The sequence below is a fragment of the Brevundimonas sp. genome (assembly GCF_051860745.1).
In the GTDB taxonomy this organism is placed as follows: domain Bacteria; phylum Pseudomonadota; class Alphaproteobacteria; order Caulobacterales; family Caulobacteraceae; genus Brevundimonas.
On the sequence record NZ_JBHYDN010000020.1, the window covers coordinates 25982 to 38203 of the forward strand.

Sequence of the window (12222 nt, forward strand, 5' to 3'; positions counted from 1 at the left end):
GTCTCGGGGCCTTTTCCCGGTCCCAAAGCCGTGGCAGATCGGGGCCATGGACATCGCCCGTATCGAGCGCCGCATCGGCGTGCGCGCCGCCCCTGAGCAAATCTGGGACCTGATCGCGGACCTGCCCGGCTGGGACCGCTGGAATCCGGTCGAGACCGGACTTGAGGGGACGATCGCCTTCGGCGCCGGAATAGCCCTGACCGAAACGATCGAGGGCCTGCCCGAGCGCCGGGCCGCGAGCCGCGTCGGCGACTGGCAGCCGTATTCGCAGCTGGTCTGGGCCGAGAACCGCGGCCTGTGGTTCCGCTCGATGCGCTATTTCGAGATCCAGCCTCTGGACGAGCCGAACAGCTGCATCATCGCCAACGGTTTCATCTTCTCGGGCCTGCGCGGCGAGATGTTCTTCGACAGGAACCGCCCCCACCTGCGGCACGCGGTCGACGCCGTCGCCGAGGCTTGGAAGGCCGCGGCCGAGGCCTGATCGGTTCGGGGTCCGGTCAGCGTCACGATCGAAATGCCCGGAACCCGTCCGATTTCCATCGTCACCCGCGCAAAAGAGGCGCCTCAGCCGCCCGCGGCGCCGGCGGCCATCGTGTCCTGGATGCTGATGATGGCCGGGGTCAGGATGACGATGAACAGCACGGGCAGGAAGAACAGGATCATCGGCACGGTCAGTTTGGCCGGCAGGGCGGCAGCCTTCTTCTCGGCCGCCGACAGCCGCATCTCGCGGTTTTCCTTGGCCATGGTGCGCAGGGCGGTGCCCAGCGGCGTCCCATAGGTCTCGGCCTGGGTCATGGCTGTGGCGACGGACTTCACGCCCGGATGGTTGGTCCGTTTGGCCAGCCCCTCATAGGCCATGCGGCGGTCGGGCAGATAGCTGAGTTCGGCCGACAACAGCGTCAGCTCCTCGGCCAGGTCGATGGACGAGCCGCCGATTTCCTGGCTGACCTTCTGGATCGCCGCCTCGATCGACATGCCCGCCTCGACGCAGATCAGCAGCAGGTCGAGCGCATCGGGGAAGGCCTGCATGATTGACGTACGGCGCTTCGAGATACGGTTCGAGAGGTAGATATTCGGCGCATAAAAGCCGATTACCGCCGCAAACATGCAGGCCGTGACACGGGTCATCACCGGCAGACCGAAATCATTGAAGATGAACAGGTAAAACGCGATGATCGCGAGGAAGACGAACGGCATGGAGAAGCGGAAGAAATAGAAGGTCGTCAGCGGCTTGGGCCCGCGATAGCCGGCCTGGGCCATCTTGTCCGCGACCTTGGGGTCCTCCAGCAGCTTGGTCAGGTTCAGGCGTTCGACGACGCGCTTCTTGAAGCCTTCGTCAGAGTGCCGGAGGTGCTGGGGGCCGCTGTTCTGCGCGGCGATGGCCTGACGCGAGCGCCGCTTCAGCTCCTCGCGCCGCACCGCCACGGCCTTCAGCCGGCCTTCCAGCTTGGCCCCGCCGCTGAACGAGCTCGCCAACGTCACCAGGGTGGCGAACACCAGCACGCCCACACCGAGGCTCAGCAGGTTCTGGACGTTGGTGAAGAACTCGATCATCGGAGTCAGCGGGTCCCTAGAACTTGAACGCGATCATTTTCTTCATCACGAACACGCCGAAAGCCATCATGCCCACGGCGATCAGCAGCATGAACTGGCCCCGCGGGTCGGTGAAAAGCCGGGCCATGTAGGCAGGCGTAGTGATGCTGACGAGAATCATCACAGCGGGCGGCAGCGAGCCGATGATGCCGGCGGAGGCCGTGGCCTCGGACGACAGGGCCTTGATCTTCTCGCCCATCATCTTGCGGGCGCGCAGCACGACCGAAAGGTTGTTCAGCGCCTCGGCCAGATTGCCGCCGGTCTTCTGCTGGATGGCGATGACGATGGAGAAGAATTTCAGCTCCGGCGTCGGCATCCGCTCGTACATCTTGTCCAGCGCCTGGGCGAGCGTCAGGCCCACGCCAAGGCCCTCGACCAGCTTCTGGAACTCCGGTCCCAGCGGCGCCGGGCTCTCGCGGGCGATGATCTTGAAACAGTCATGCACCGGCAGGCCGGACTTGATGCCGCGCACGATGACGTCGACGGCGTCGGCGAAATAGCCCGAGAACTTCTTCCGCCGCCCCTTGCCGAGGAAGCCGACGACCCAGCGCGGAAGGCCGAGACCGAAGACGACGCCAGCGCCGAGGCAAATCAGGATGTTCAGCCCGAACAGCAGCGGAAGCAGGAAGGCAATGACGCCCAGCACGCCGCTGATGATCCAGAAGGTCGAGACCTTGGTGGCCAGGCCGGCCTGCTTCAGCTTGGCGGCGAGACTGATCCGCGCCTTGCGCTCCGCCCGCTCGGACTCCTGCAGCTGCTGCATGATCTGTTTGCGGCGCGCCTCGGGAGTATTGGCCTGCGCCGCCTTCCTCGCCGCGGCGTTGTTCTGCTTGGGGCCGCCGAAGGTCTGGGCCCGCTTGACCGCGGCCTCGCTGGAGTCGCCGCCGCCGACGAAGGCCCAACCCAGTCCGCCGATGGTGATGAAGGCCAGAACCGCCGCGAGGATCGGAAGCATCCGCCCTACTCCGCCGCGTCGAGGGCTTCGGCCAGCTCGCGCTCCAGCCCGTAGTAGCGGGCGCGGTCCCAGAAGCGGGGACGGGCGATGCCGGTCGAACGGTGACGGCCGATGATCTTGCCGTTCTCGTCCTCGCCGGTGATCTCGTAGACGAACAGGTCCTGGGTGACGATGACGTCGCCCTCCAGCCCCACCACTTCGGTGATGTGGGTAATGCGGCGCGAACCGTCCCGCAGACGGGCGGCCTGGATGATGACATCGACAGAACCGACGATCATTTCGCGGATGGTCTTCGAGGGCAGGCCGTAGCCGCCCATGGTGATCATCGACTCCATCCGGCTGATGGCCTCGCGCGGGCTGTTGGCGTGCAGCGTGCCCATGGAGCCGTCGTGGCCGGTGTTCATGGCCTGCAGCAGGTCGAAGGCCTCGGGTCCGCGGACCTCGCCGACGATGATCCGCTCGGGACGCATACGCAGGCAGTTCTTGACCAGATCGCGCATGGTGATCGTGCCCTGGCCCTCGAGGTTCGGCGGGCGGGTTTCCAGACGCACCACGTGCGGCTGTTGCAGCTGAAGCTCGGCCGCGTCCTCGCAGGTGATGACGCGCTCGGTCGGATCGATGAAGGCGGTCAGGGTGTTGAGCAGGGTCGTCTTGCCAGAGCCGGTGCCGCCCGAGATGACCAGATTGCAGCGCGAGGCGCCGATGACGCCGAGCACGCGCGCGCCCTCGGGACTGATGGAGGAATACTCCACCAGATTCTTCATAGTCAGCTTGTCTTTCTTGAACTTCCGGATCGTCAGGGTCGGCCCGTCGATGGCCAGTGGCGGGGCGATGACGTTGACGCGGCTGCCGTCCGGCAGGCGGGCGTCGCAGATCGGGCTGCTCTCGTCCACGCGGCGGCCGACCTGCGACACGATCCGCTGGCAGATGTTCATCAGCTGGTTGTTGTCGCGGAAGCGGACATTGGTCAGCTGGACCTTGCCGCCCACCTCGATGAACACCCGGCCCGCGCCGTTGACCATGATGTCGGCGATGTCGTCGCGCGCCAGCAGCGGCTCCAGCGGGCCATAGCCGAGGACGTCATTGACGATGTCCTGGACCAGGTGCTCCTGCTCGGCCACCGACATGGAGACGTTCTTGATCGCCACCAGTTCGGCGACGATGTCGCGGATTTCCTCGGACGCCGCCTTGGTATCGAGCTGGGCCAGCTGGGCTAGGTCGATAGTGTTCATCAGGGCGTTGAAGATCGTCGTCTTGGTGGCGTGATAATAGTCCGACTGCTCGCGGACGATCTCGGCGACGGCCTGGGCCTTCTTCAGCTGTTCGAAGCCGGGCGTGGCCTTGGGGCCGGGCGCGTTCCTGTCGCGCGCGGGCTCGGCGTCCGGCCGGGGTCGCGCCGCCAGTGCATCCAGGCGATCGGCTGCCGGAGAGCGGGGCTTGGCGGCGTAGGATTCCGCCTTGCGCGCGGCTGCATGCACCTTGTCGGCGTCCGGCTCGCCACCGAGGGCGAAGGCTTCAACCTGAATACCGGGCGACGGCTGCGCGACCGACGCGGCTTCAGGCGCGGGCCGCAGGGCGGCGGCGACGTGGCCGGGCTGACCTGTGCGCTTGCCGAACACGCGTCAGGACTTCTTCTTGAACAGGCCGGAGAACATGGACTTGCCTTCGGCCTTTCCGGCCTTGCCCTTCGGCCCGGCGATCAGGGGCAGTTCGCGACGCGAGACGATCTGGGCCAGGGTCTGGAAGGCCTCGGCCGACTTGGACTTGCCGCCGGCGTCGAGGATCATCTGGCCGTTGTTGGCGGCGGCGCCGAAGGTCTTGGGGTCGAACGGGATGATCAGGCTGGGGTGAACCCCCAGGGCCGCGCCGAAATCCTTGGCCGGAATCTCCGGACGCCCGGGGACGCCGACCTGATTGAGCACCAGCCGCGGCGGCGCGTCATTAGGCCGGCCCTGACGGATCAGATCGATCATGTTCTTGGCGTTGCGCAGGCTGGCCAGGTCGGGCGTCGCCACGATCACCACCTCGTCGGCGGCGATCAGGGTGCGGCGCATCCAGCCGGACCACAGGTGCGGCAGGTCCAGCACCACGAAGGGCGCGGTCGAGCGGATCTGGGTCGTCACCTCCTCGAACGCTTCCGGGGAGATATCCCAGTCGACATCCAAGGTCGCCGGCGCGGCGAACAGACTGAGCTTGTCGGTGCAGCGAACCATCATCCGGTCCAGCAGCACCGGGTCGAGTCGGTCCGGCTGACTGAGCGCGTCGGCGACGCCGCTCAGCGGATCCTGATTGAAGTCCAGACCGGCGGTGCCGAACGGCAGGTCATAGTCGACGATGACAGTGTTGGCGCCGATCCGCTCGGACATCGCATAGGCGGTGTTGTGCGCGACCGAGCTGGAGCCGGTGCCGCCGCGCGCGCCGACGAAGGCGATCGACCGGCCGACGAAGGGCTGGGCCGGATCAGCGAACAGTCCGCCGATGGCCGAGATCAGCTGCAACGGCTGCAGCGGCGCGACCAGATATTCACTGACCCCCCGCCGCATCAGCTCACGGAACAGCAGGATATCGTTGGTGGCGCCGACGACGACCACCTTGGTGCCGGCGTCGCAGACTTCGGCCAGTTGATCGACTTCCCACAGCAGCGTCTGCGGGTCTTTCATGCATTCGACCACGATCAGCGGCGGGGTCGGCTCATGCCGATAGGCCTCGACCGCCGCGGCGACGCCGCCGATGCGGATCTGGGTCGTCGCCCGCGACAGCCGGCGATCCTGGCCGGCGCGCTCGGCGGCGGCCAGGGTGTCCTGACGCTCGGCGAAGACATGGATGGCGATGCGCGGAACCGACACCTCAGCGGTGTGGCCGCCGCTCACGCTGATGGGCGAGAAGGCCGCCGCGGCGCCGGCGACCAGGTCGCCGACGGGGTTGAACCCGGCGACCTGCATGGACGCATCGTCAGACAGGTGTTCAAGCACAGGCTGGACAGACGGCACCGGAGCGGTCGGTGCGGTGAACTGCAACGCCTGCCGTTGATCTCCGATAACCTCCTCGAAAGTCTCGGAATCGGCGGGGGCCTGCCCCGGCATTGCGGCGCCGGGCGCGGAATAGCCCGCGTCGAGATCGAATTCGTCATCGAACTCATCAAACGGCCGGGGTGCAAAGGCGTTGCTCATGTCACACTATTCCACAGCCCCAGAGATGCGGCCGTTCACCAGGGGATCCTGCGGCGTCGAACTGACCTGACCCCTGCGATAGTTGTCGAAGACCACAGCCGCGCGGCCGGAGTCGGCCGGCGTCATCGGCCGGGCGCCGAGAATGTCGCGGGGATCGGCGATCTGGGCCGCCATATTGGCGGTGATAGCGCAACCGAAGCCGCCCGAGCTCTGGTTCGAAAGCCGGGCCCCCATGTTGCGGGCCTCGGCGGCGCAGTCAGGGATGGAGGCCCGGATGGTCTCGAATCCGGCCAGCACCGGCGCCCGTGGATCGGGCGCGGCATAGGCGGCCATCTGGATGCGGTCTTCCGGGACGCCGGCGGCCTGCAGGAAAGTACGGATGGCATAGGCCTGCTGGACCGCGACCGGATCGTCGCCCGCCGGCGATTCGATACGGACGTGACCGGAGCCCGACGCGCCGTAACGCGCCGCCAGACCGCGCAAGGCAGCGTGCTGGTTCGAGGACAGGCCCTGATCGTGGACGGCCAGGGCGATGCGGTCCAAACCCGGCTCGACCTGCAGGGAATAGCGCGACAGCGGCGTCATCGGAGCGTCGGCGCCGGCGCCGGCGGACATCGAGGCGCAGCCGGAGACGGCAAGCCCCGCGGCGAGGACGAAGACGGCGGATGCGAGGGCGCGTTTCACGGGGATCCTCATTCGATGACATAGCCCACAGGGCCGCTCCAGCCGCTGTCGGCGGCGGCCGGATCGCCGGGCCGGCGGTACTGCTGGTTCAGCTGACCAAACAGCAGCGTCTGGGCGTCGCTGGCGATGATCAGACCGTCAGCCGGCGTCTGCATCCGACCGGGCGAGGTCGGCGAGACGATGTAGGCCTCGATGATGATGACCAGTTCGGTCTCGCCGGACAGATAGTCGCGCGAGCGGAACAGAGCGCCCAGGACCGGCAGACTGCCGATGCCCGGCAGCTGGTCGATGTTCTGGCGGGTGTCCTCGCGCAGGAGGCCGGCGATCATCATCGACCCGCCGGACGGCAGTTCGACGGTGGAAGAGGCGCGCCGCACGTTCAGGGCGGGGATGACGAGGGCGTCGTCGCCGGTGCCGCCGAGGGTGAACGCTCCGGCAGTGGTCAGTTCAGAGACCTCGGTCGACAGCTGCAGAGAGATGCGCCCTTCCGACAGCACGATCGGTCGGAAGGCCAGCCGCACGCCGAACGGCTTGAACTCGATGCCGATGGTGACCTGACCGGTGCTGGCGTCGACGCTGCGTCCGATCGGAACCGGGAATTCGCCGCCGGCGAGGAACTCGGCGTTCTCGCCATTGACCGAGGTCAGGTTCGGTTCGGCCAGGATGCGAACCAGTCCGGCGCGTTCGAAGGCGCGAATGCTGGTGTCCAGCTGATTGCCGTCGCCGCTCTGGTCCAGAAAGTTGAGGATGCCGCCGCCCAGCTGGCTGCCGGATACGCCGAAGGTGGCGCCCTGGGCGAAGCTCAGGCCGTCGCCGACATTGTTGAGCACTGCGTCGACGTCCAGGCCCAGCTGCTTGATCGCCGTCCGCTGGACCTCGATGACGCGGGCCTTGACCATGACCTGATCGGAGCCGGCGATGGTCATCATATTGATGACCCGTTCGGGGGCCGAAACGAAAGCCCGGGCGACCTGGGCCGCGCGATCGGCCTCGCCGGGGCTGCTGACCGGTCCGGTCAGGATGATGCTGTCGTTGACGGCCTCGGCGCGGACCTGCGAGCCCGGCATGACCCGGCTCAGGGTGTCCTGTAGCGCGGATACCCCGGCGTCGACGCGCACGCGCAGCGACAGAATGGTGCGGCCGGCCGTATCCAGAACCACGGCGTCAGTCTCACCGGGCTGGAGGCCGATGATGGTGATGCGGCGCGGCGAGTGCAGCATGGCCTCGGCCACCATTGGGTTCGGCACGATGACGTCGCGGGCGTCAGACGGCAGGTCGATAGCCATCGACGAGCCGCGCGGCAGATTGATCAGCTGGGCGCCGGCGCCCATCGGGACTGCGGCGCGGGACTGAGCCTGGGCCTCGGTCGATCCGGCGGGCGCGACAGCGGCGACTGTCAGACCGACGAGGGCGATCGCGATCAGATGTTTCATTGGACCACCACCACTTCGGGCGCACCGCCGCGATAGATTCGGACAGCGGAGGATTGGCGGGCGACCGGCGCGACCCGCCCGGATGGGCCGCCGGTGTCGGCGTAGGAGCGCAGCACCAGGCTCAGTTCGCCCTCGGACTTGGCCAGGGCCAGGGCCTCGGCGTCGCGGGGGCCGACCTCGAGGGTGGCGGTGGCGCCGACCACGGCCTGTTCATCGTCACCGGCCCGGGTCGACTGGTCGATGGCCAGAACCTTGATGTTCTGCATCACGGTCGATGAGGCGAATTTGGACCGGTCGCCTTCCTCGGCGCCGACATTGCTCAGATTGGTTTCGCGGGTCAGCAGGACATCGACCCGGTCGCCGGGCAGGATGAAGCCGCCGGCGGCGGTCTCGACCGTGACCCGGATGGCCATGGCTCGCATACCCGGCTCCAGATAGGCAGCCATATAGCCGCTGTCCCCGGCGCGGACGATCTTGCGGCCGACGATCGGTTCGCCGGCGAGTATGGGTTCGCGAACCACCGAGCCGACATAGTCGGCCTTGGCTCCGCCGCTGGCCAGATTGGCGGCGGCCCGGGTGACCGAGGCCACGGCGCCTTCGGGGCGTGCGGCGGGGGCCGCGCCTCCGGCCGCATCGCCCGAGGGCAGGGGCGTCGTGCCATCGGTGATGAAGGCCGGATTGACCTCGTCGACAGGCCAGTCCTTCCAGGCCAGATCGGACTCAGTCAGCCGCTGTCCGGGCTGCAGGTCCTTGGCCGCGACCAGCACCTTGGCCATCGGCCGCGTCGGAACGACGGCGGCGGTGGCGACGGCAGTCGGCGTATTCGAGGGTGATCCCATGGCGCGCACGATCAGGGCCAGGCCAATGGCGGCCACGGCGGCGACGCAGATCACGATGATACGGGCGGGCTTCATCGACGGTCTCCGGCAGGCTGGACCGGACTCTGAATCAGTCCTTCGGGCCCCTACCGTTAACGACCATGCCGGGCGCGGGTTAACGACGGCCTAAGTGTCGGACGAACCCTGCTATCCTGCGATGAATGCGGCGAGCAGCGGCGAGGCCGGATAGGCCATAAGCGCGCCGGCGGCGATGGCCACGCCATAGGGGATGTCGCCGCGAGGCTCCATCAGCTGCACCACCCATCCGGGCGCGCCCAGCAGGTAGGGGCGTGAATGAAAGCGCGCGAACAGCAGCGCCAGGCAGAACAGCCCGCCCATCACGCCCGTCCACAGCAGGAACATGCCCGAGCCGGTCGCCCCCAGCCACAGGCAGGTCGCGGCCATCAGCTTGGCGTCGCCGCCGCCGATCCAGCGCAGGGCGAACATGCCGGCTCCGATCACCAGCGCGAGGGCCGCGACACCGATGTTGACGGCCACCGTCACGGGGTCGAGACCGACGGCCAGGGCGGCGGGGAAGAAGGCGAGGACCAGAAGTCCGGAGATCCAGTTCGGGATCTTCATCGACGTCAGGTCCTTCAGGCCCGCGACGATGGCGAGCGCCGGCATGACGCCAAGAAGGATCAGGGTAACGGTGTCCATCCCCCCTTGTCGCCCGCCGACGGTTAAAACCCGGTTGCCATCCGGGGCTCCGCAAGTGAAAGAGGCCGGAGTGTTTCCGCTCCGGCCTCCCGTCGGTCTCAGGGTTTTCGACGTCGATCAGACGCCGGCGGCGCCGCCCATGCCGGTCACGACATCATTGAACTTGGTCTTGATGGTCGAGCCAAGGGCCGTCACGGCCGAGTAGCCGGTCGCCCAGCTGCCCCCCTGAGCATCCGCAACCTGCGCCGCATGGGCTGAGTCCCGGCGCACAAAAACTGCTTGCCCCAAGCTTGACCATAAAAGGGATCCGGACCCGTGGAAAAGCAGAAGGGCCGGAGCGTTTCCGCCCCGGCCCCTCACCGGTTTCAGGATTGTCGTCGGCGATCAGGTGCCGGCGGTGCCGCCCATGCCGGTGACGACAGCGTTGAACTTGGTCTTGATGGTCGAGCCCAGGGCCGTCACGGCCGAGATGATGACGACGGCGATGAGCGCGGCGATCAGGCCGTACTCGATGGCGGTGGCGCCCGACTCGTCGGACATGAATTTCGAAACGAACTTGGTCATTGGATTTCCCTTTGGAAGGAGTGAAGCGAGCTATTGAAACGGGGGGAGCCGGTAGCCCGCTTGACCCCCAAATGCAGGATTGTTTTCGCCGATAACGGTTAAAGTCGCGTGGTTGGGTGTGGTTACTTCGACATTTACTCTAAAAAGTTTTCATGTTGGGGACGGGCAGTTGTCCAAGGAATCCGGGGCGGAGCAGCGGCGCCGGCCAAAGGAAAGGGGCCGGAACGTTTCCGCTCCGGCCCCTCGCCGGTTTCAGGACTGTCGTCGGCGATCAGGTGCCGGCGGTGCCGCCCATGCCGGTGACGACGGCGTTGAACTTGGTCTTGATGGTCGCACCCAGGGCCGTCACAGCCGAGATGATAACGACGGCGATGAGCGCGGCGATCAGACCGTACTCGATGGCCGTGGCGCCCGACTCGTCGGACATGAACTTGGAAACGAACTTGGTCATGACTGAAATCCTTCTGTGTTTAGCGAGCGATCGTTGACACCAACAGGGTCATCGGCTTTTGCCCGCTTGACCCCCTTTTGCACGGTCATCCTGCACCCCGCGGATTAAGGGCGAGTAAAACAACGATACATTAGCGCGATTTCTTTATTGACGTCGCGTTTACTATAATTTCAGCCGCAATTGCCTGATTTCAGACTTTCTTGAGGTTTGCGGGGCAGTGTCCGGAGACGCTCACGCGCGCGCCCCGTTCACTGGAAGTCGACGCCATGACCCGATCCGTCTCCCCCGCCCGCCTCGCCGCCGTCCTGGTCTCTGCCGCCGTCCTTTTCGCGCCGGCCATCGGGACGGCCCAGTCGGGCAGCATGAATGTCGAGATCGATCAGACCCAGCGGGTCCAGCTGCGTGGACCAGCTGGTTCGGTCATCGTCGGCAATCCCGCCATCGCCGACGTGACGGTGGTGGACGCCAACACGCTCTACATCACCGGCAAGGGCAATGGGGTCACCGAGATCGTGGCGGTCGATACGATCGGTCGCACGGTGTTCCAGAGCCAGATTGTCGTCACCGACGGCGCCGGTTCAGGCCGAGTCCGGGTCTGGCGCGGCGGCCAGGCCACCGAGATGGCCTGCGCCTCGTCGTGCTCGCCATCCCTGCGCGGGACCAACGGCGCCGCGCCGACGCCCTGAGGAATTGGGCCGGTGTCTCCTCGCTCTGTTCATCATCCACGAAGGCAGGGTCGCGCGAACTTCGCCCGCGGCCTGATCCGCTCGACCGACGGCTCGGCCGCGGTGGAGTTCGGCATGGTCGCCCTGCCCTTCCTCATCATGATGTTCGCCATCCTAGAGCTCGGCATCGTCTTCGTGACCGATTCCGTTCTGGAGAACGCCACCATCGAAACCGGACGGCTGGTCCGCACTGGCCGGGCCAGCGCCCAGTCCATGACGGCGGCCACGTTCAAGACGTCGCTGTGCGGCCGGATGAGCATCTTCGCCGGCGACTGCGACAGCCGCGCCACCGTCGATGTGCGGGTGATACCGCAGTTCGCCACCACCCCGCCCGATCCCATGGCCGGCGGTACGTTCGACGATGGCGTCCTGACCTACAGCAATGGCCTTCCGGGCGACCTGATCCTGGTGCGGGTCTGGTACCGGCAGCCGCTGCTGACGACCTTCCTGGCCCAGGGCCTGTCGCGGATGAACGACGGCGCCGCCATGCTGACGGCGACCACCGCCTTCCGGAATGAACCGGCATGATGCGGCAGGGCGTATTCTCACGGCTCGGTCGCGACGAGCGGGGCGTCTCGGCCATCGAGTTCGCCATGCTCGCACCCGTGCTGATCGCCTTCTATTTCGGCATGGCCGAGTTCTGCCAGGGCTTCATGGCCCAGAAGCGGATGGGCCATGTCTCGGCCATGGTCGCTGATCTGGTGGCGCAGGAGGAGTCGGTCGCGACGGCGAATCTGGACGACATCTTCGAAATCGGCGGCCTGATCATGAAACCGTTCTCGACCGCCGCGTTGGAACAGCGGGTCAGCAGCGTGACCCGCACGGCCGGCGTCGCCAGGATCGACTGGAGCCGGGGCGACGGCATGGCCGCCCGGGCGGTCAACTCCACCATCACCTTGCCGACCGATCTGATTTCCGACGGCGAGAGCGTCATCGTGTCGGAAGCGACCTATGACTACGATTCTCCCGTCGACTATTTCATGCCCGGCATCACCCGGTTCTCGCACATCTACTATCTGCGGCCGCGGACCGTCGACAAAATCCGCTGTTCCAACTGCTAGAGCGTGGCCCGTTTTGTTGGAATCGGGATTCCCAAATCGGTGGTGATC

The 12222-nt window shown here is 66.6% G+C and carries 15 protein-coding genes; 4 read left to right on the plus strand and 11 right to left on the minus strand.

Going from position 1 to position 12222, the window contains the following annotated elements; translation table 11 throughout:
- Positions 1–46 precede the first annotated feature (46 nt).
- Entirely contained in the window at positions 47–481 is a 435-nt protein-coding gene (locus ACTIEW_RS14860) for an SRPBCC domain-containing protein (RefSeq protein ID WP_439478678.1), read from the plus strand.
- Between the two features lie 83 nt (positions 482–564).
- Here ACTIEW_RS14860 and ACTIEW_RS14865 read toward each other — a convergent pair whose 3' ends face one another.
- The 11 genes from ACTIEW_RS14865 to ACTIEW_RS14915 form a co-directional block, all read right to left on the minus strand.
- The gene (locus ACTIEW_RS14865) at positions 565–1554 is read right to left on the minus strand and encodes a type II secretion system F family protein (RefSeq protein ID WP_439478679.1); all 990 of its coding nucleotides are present in this window, start codon (positions 1552–1554) and stop codon (positions 565–567) included.
- Positions 1555–1570: 16 nt separating this feature from the next.
- Positions 1571–2548, minus strand: a complete 978-nt coding sequence (locus ACTIEW_RS14870) for a type II secretion system F family protein (RefSeq protein WP_439478680.1) — start codon at positions 2546–2548, stop codon at positions 1571–1573.
- A 5-nt stretch (positions 2549–2553) separates the two neighbouring features.
- Entirely contained in the window at positions 2554–4167 is a 1614-nt protein-coding gene (locus tag ACTIEW_RS14875) for an ATPase, T2SS/T4P/T4SS family (protein ID WP_439478681.1), read from the minus strand.
- Positions 4168–4170: 3 nt separating this feature from the next.
- Positions 4171–5718 carry an AAA family ATPase gene (locus ACTIEW_RS14880; protein ID WP_439478682.1) on the minus strand — a complete coding sequence of 516 codons (1548 nt, stop codon included), beginning with the start codon at positions 5716–5718 and terminating at the stop codon, positions 4171–4173.
- A 6-nt stretch (positions 5719–5724) separates the two neighbouring features.
- Complete coding sequence (locus ACTIEW_RS14885; protein ID WP_439478683.1) at positions 5725–6402, minus strand: CpaD family pilus assembly protein; 678 nt, start codon at positions 6400–6402, stop codon at positions 5725–5727.
- 8 nt (positions 6403–6410) lie between these two features.
- A complete protein-coding gene (locus ACTIEW_RS14890; RefSeq protein ID WP_439478684.1) occupies positions 6411–7835 on the minus strand; it encodes a type II and III secretion system protein family protein in 1425 nt (474 codons plus the stop codon).
- On the minus strand, positions 7832–8749 hold the full coding sequence (cpaB, locus tag ACTIEW_RS14895) for a Flp pilus assembly protein CpaB (RefSeq protein WP_439478685.1): 918 nt from the start codon (positions 8747–8749) through the stop codon (positions 7832–7834). The genes ACTIEW_RS14890 and cpaB overlap by 4 nt, the downstream gene beginning before the upstream one ends.
- A 111-nt stretch (positions 8750–8860) precedes the next feature.
- Positions 8861–9373 carry an A24 family peptidase gene (locus tag ACTIEW_RS14900; RefSeq protein WP_439478686.1) on the minus strand — a complete coding sequence of 171 codons (513 nt, stop codon included), beginning with the start codon at positions 9371–9373 and terminating at the stop codon, positions 8861–8863.
- Between the two features lie 117 nt (positions 9374–9490).
- Positions 9491–9643, minus strand: a complete 153-nt coding sequence (locus tag ACTIEW_RS14905; protein WP_439478687.1) for a hypothetical protein — start codon at positions 9641–9643, stop codon at positions 9491–9493.
- Between the two features lie 114 nt (positions 9644–9757).
- Complete coding sequence (locus ACTIEW_RS14910) at positions 9758–9937, minus strand: Flp family type IVb pilin (protein WP_332639404.1); 180 nt, start codon at positions 9935–9937, stop codon at positions 9758–9760.
- Positions 9938–10208: 271 nt separating this feature from the next.
- The gene (locus tag ACTIEW_RS14915) at positions 10209–10388 is read right to left on the minus strand and encodes a Flp family type IVb pilin (RefSeq protein WP_300468295.1); all 180 of its coding nucleotides are present in this window, start codon (positions 10386–10388) and stop codon (positions 10209–10211) included.
- 266 nt (positions 10389–10654) lie between these two features.
- Here ACTIEW_RS14915 and ACTIEW_RS14920 point away from each other — a divergent pair, with 266 nt between their 5' ends.
- From ACTIEW_RS14920 to ACTIEW_RS14930, 3 genes are read left to right on the plus strand one after another with little or no spacing between them, the layout of a single operon-like run.
- Positions 10655–11074, plus strand: a complete 420-nt coding sequence (locus ACTIEW_RS14920) for a pilus assembly protein N-terminal domain-containing protein (RefSeq protein ID WP_439478688.1) — start codon at positions 10655–10657, stop codon at positions 11072–11074.
- Between the two features lie 12 nt (positions 11075–11086).
- On the plus strand, positions 11087–11641 hold the full coding sequence (locus ACTIEW_RS14925) for a TadE/TadG family type IV pilus assembly protein (protein WP_439478689.1): 555 nt from the start codon (positions 11087–11089) through the stop codon (positions 11639–11641).
- A complete protein-coding gene (locus ACTIEW_RS14930; RefSeq protein ID WP_439478690.1) occupies positions 11638–12174 on the plus strand; it encodes a TadE/TadG family type IV pilus assembly protein in 537 nt (178 codons plus the stop codon). The genes ACTIEW_RS14925 and ACTIEW_RS14930 overlap by 4 nt, the downstream gene beginning before the upstream one ends.
- Positions 12175–12222 lie beyond the last annotated feature (48 nt).

Bases quoted from the DNA above. Each gene is read 5' to 3' on its own strand.
- ACTIEW_RS14860 (WP_439478678.1), top strand. From the start codon at position 47: ATGGACATCGCCCGTATCGAGCGCCGCATCGGCGTGCGCGCCGCCCCT.
- ACTIEW_RS14865 (WP_439478679.1), bottom strand. From the start codon at position 1,554: ATGATCGAGTTCTTCACCAACGTCCAGAACCTGCTGAGCCTCGGTGTG.
- ACTIEW_RS14870 (WP_439478680.1), bottom strand. From the start codon at position 2,548: ATGCTTCCGATCCTCGCGGCGGTTCTGGCCTTCATCACCATCGGCGGA.
- ACTIEW_RS14880 (WP_439478682.1), bottom strand. From the start codon at position 5,718: ATGAGCAACGCCTTTGCACCCCGGCCGTTTGATGAGTTCGATGACGAA.
- ACTIEW_RS14890 (WP_439478684.1), bottom strand. From the start codon at position 7,835: ATGAAACATCTGATCGCGATCGCCCTCGTCGGTCTGACAGTCGCCGCT.
- cpaB (WP_439478685.1), bottom strand. From the start codon at position 8,749: ATGAAGCCCGCCCGTATCATCGTGATCTGCGTCGCCGCCGTGGCCGCC.
- ACTIEW_RS14900 (WP_439478686.1), bottom strand. From the start codon at position 9,373: ATGGACACCGTTACCCTGATCCTTCTTGGCGTCATGCCGGCGCTCGCC.
- ACTIEW_RS14910 (WP_332639404.1), bottom strand. From the start codon at position 9,937: ATGACCAAGTTCGTTTCGAAATTCATGTCCGACGAGTCGGGCGCCACC.
- ACTIEW_RS14915 (WP_300468295.1), bottom strand. From the start codon at position 10,388: ATGACCAAGTTCGTTTCCAAGTTCATGTCCGACGAGTCGGGCGCCACG.
- ACTIEW_RS14920 (WP_439478688.1), top strand. From the start codon at position 10,655: ATGACCCGATCCGTCTCCCCCGCCCGCCTCGCCGCCGTCCTGGTCTCT.
- ACTIEW_RS14930 (WP_439478690.1), top strand. From the start codon at position 11,638: ATGATGCGGCAGGGCGTATTCTCACGGCTCGGTCGCGACGAGCGGGGC.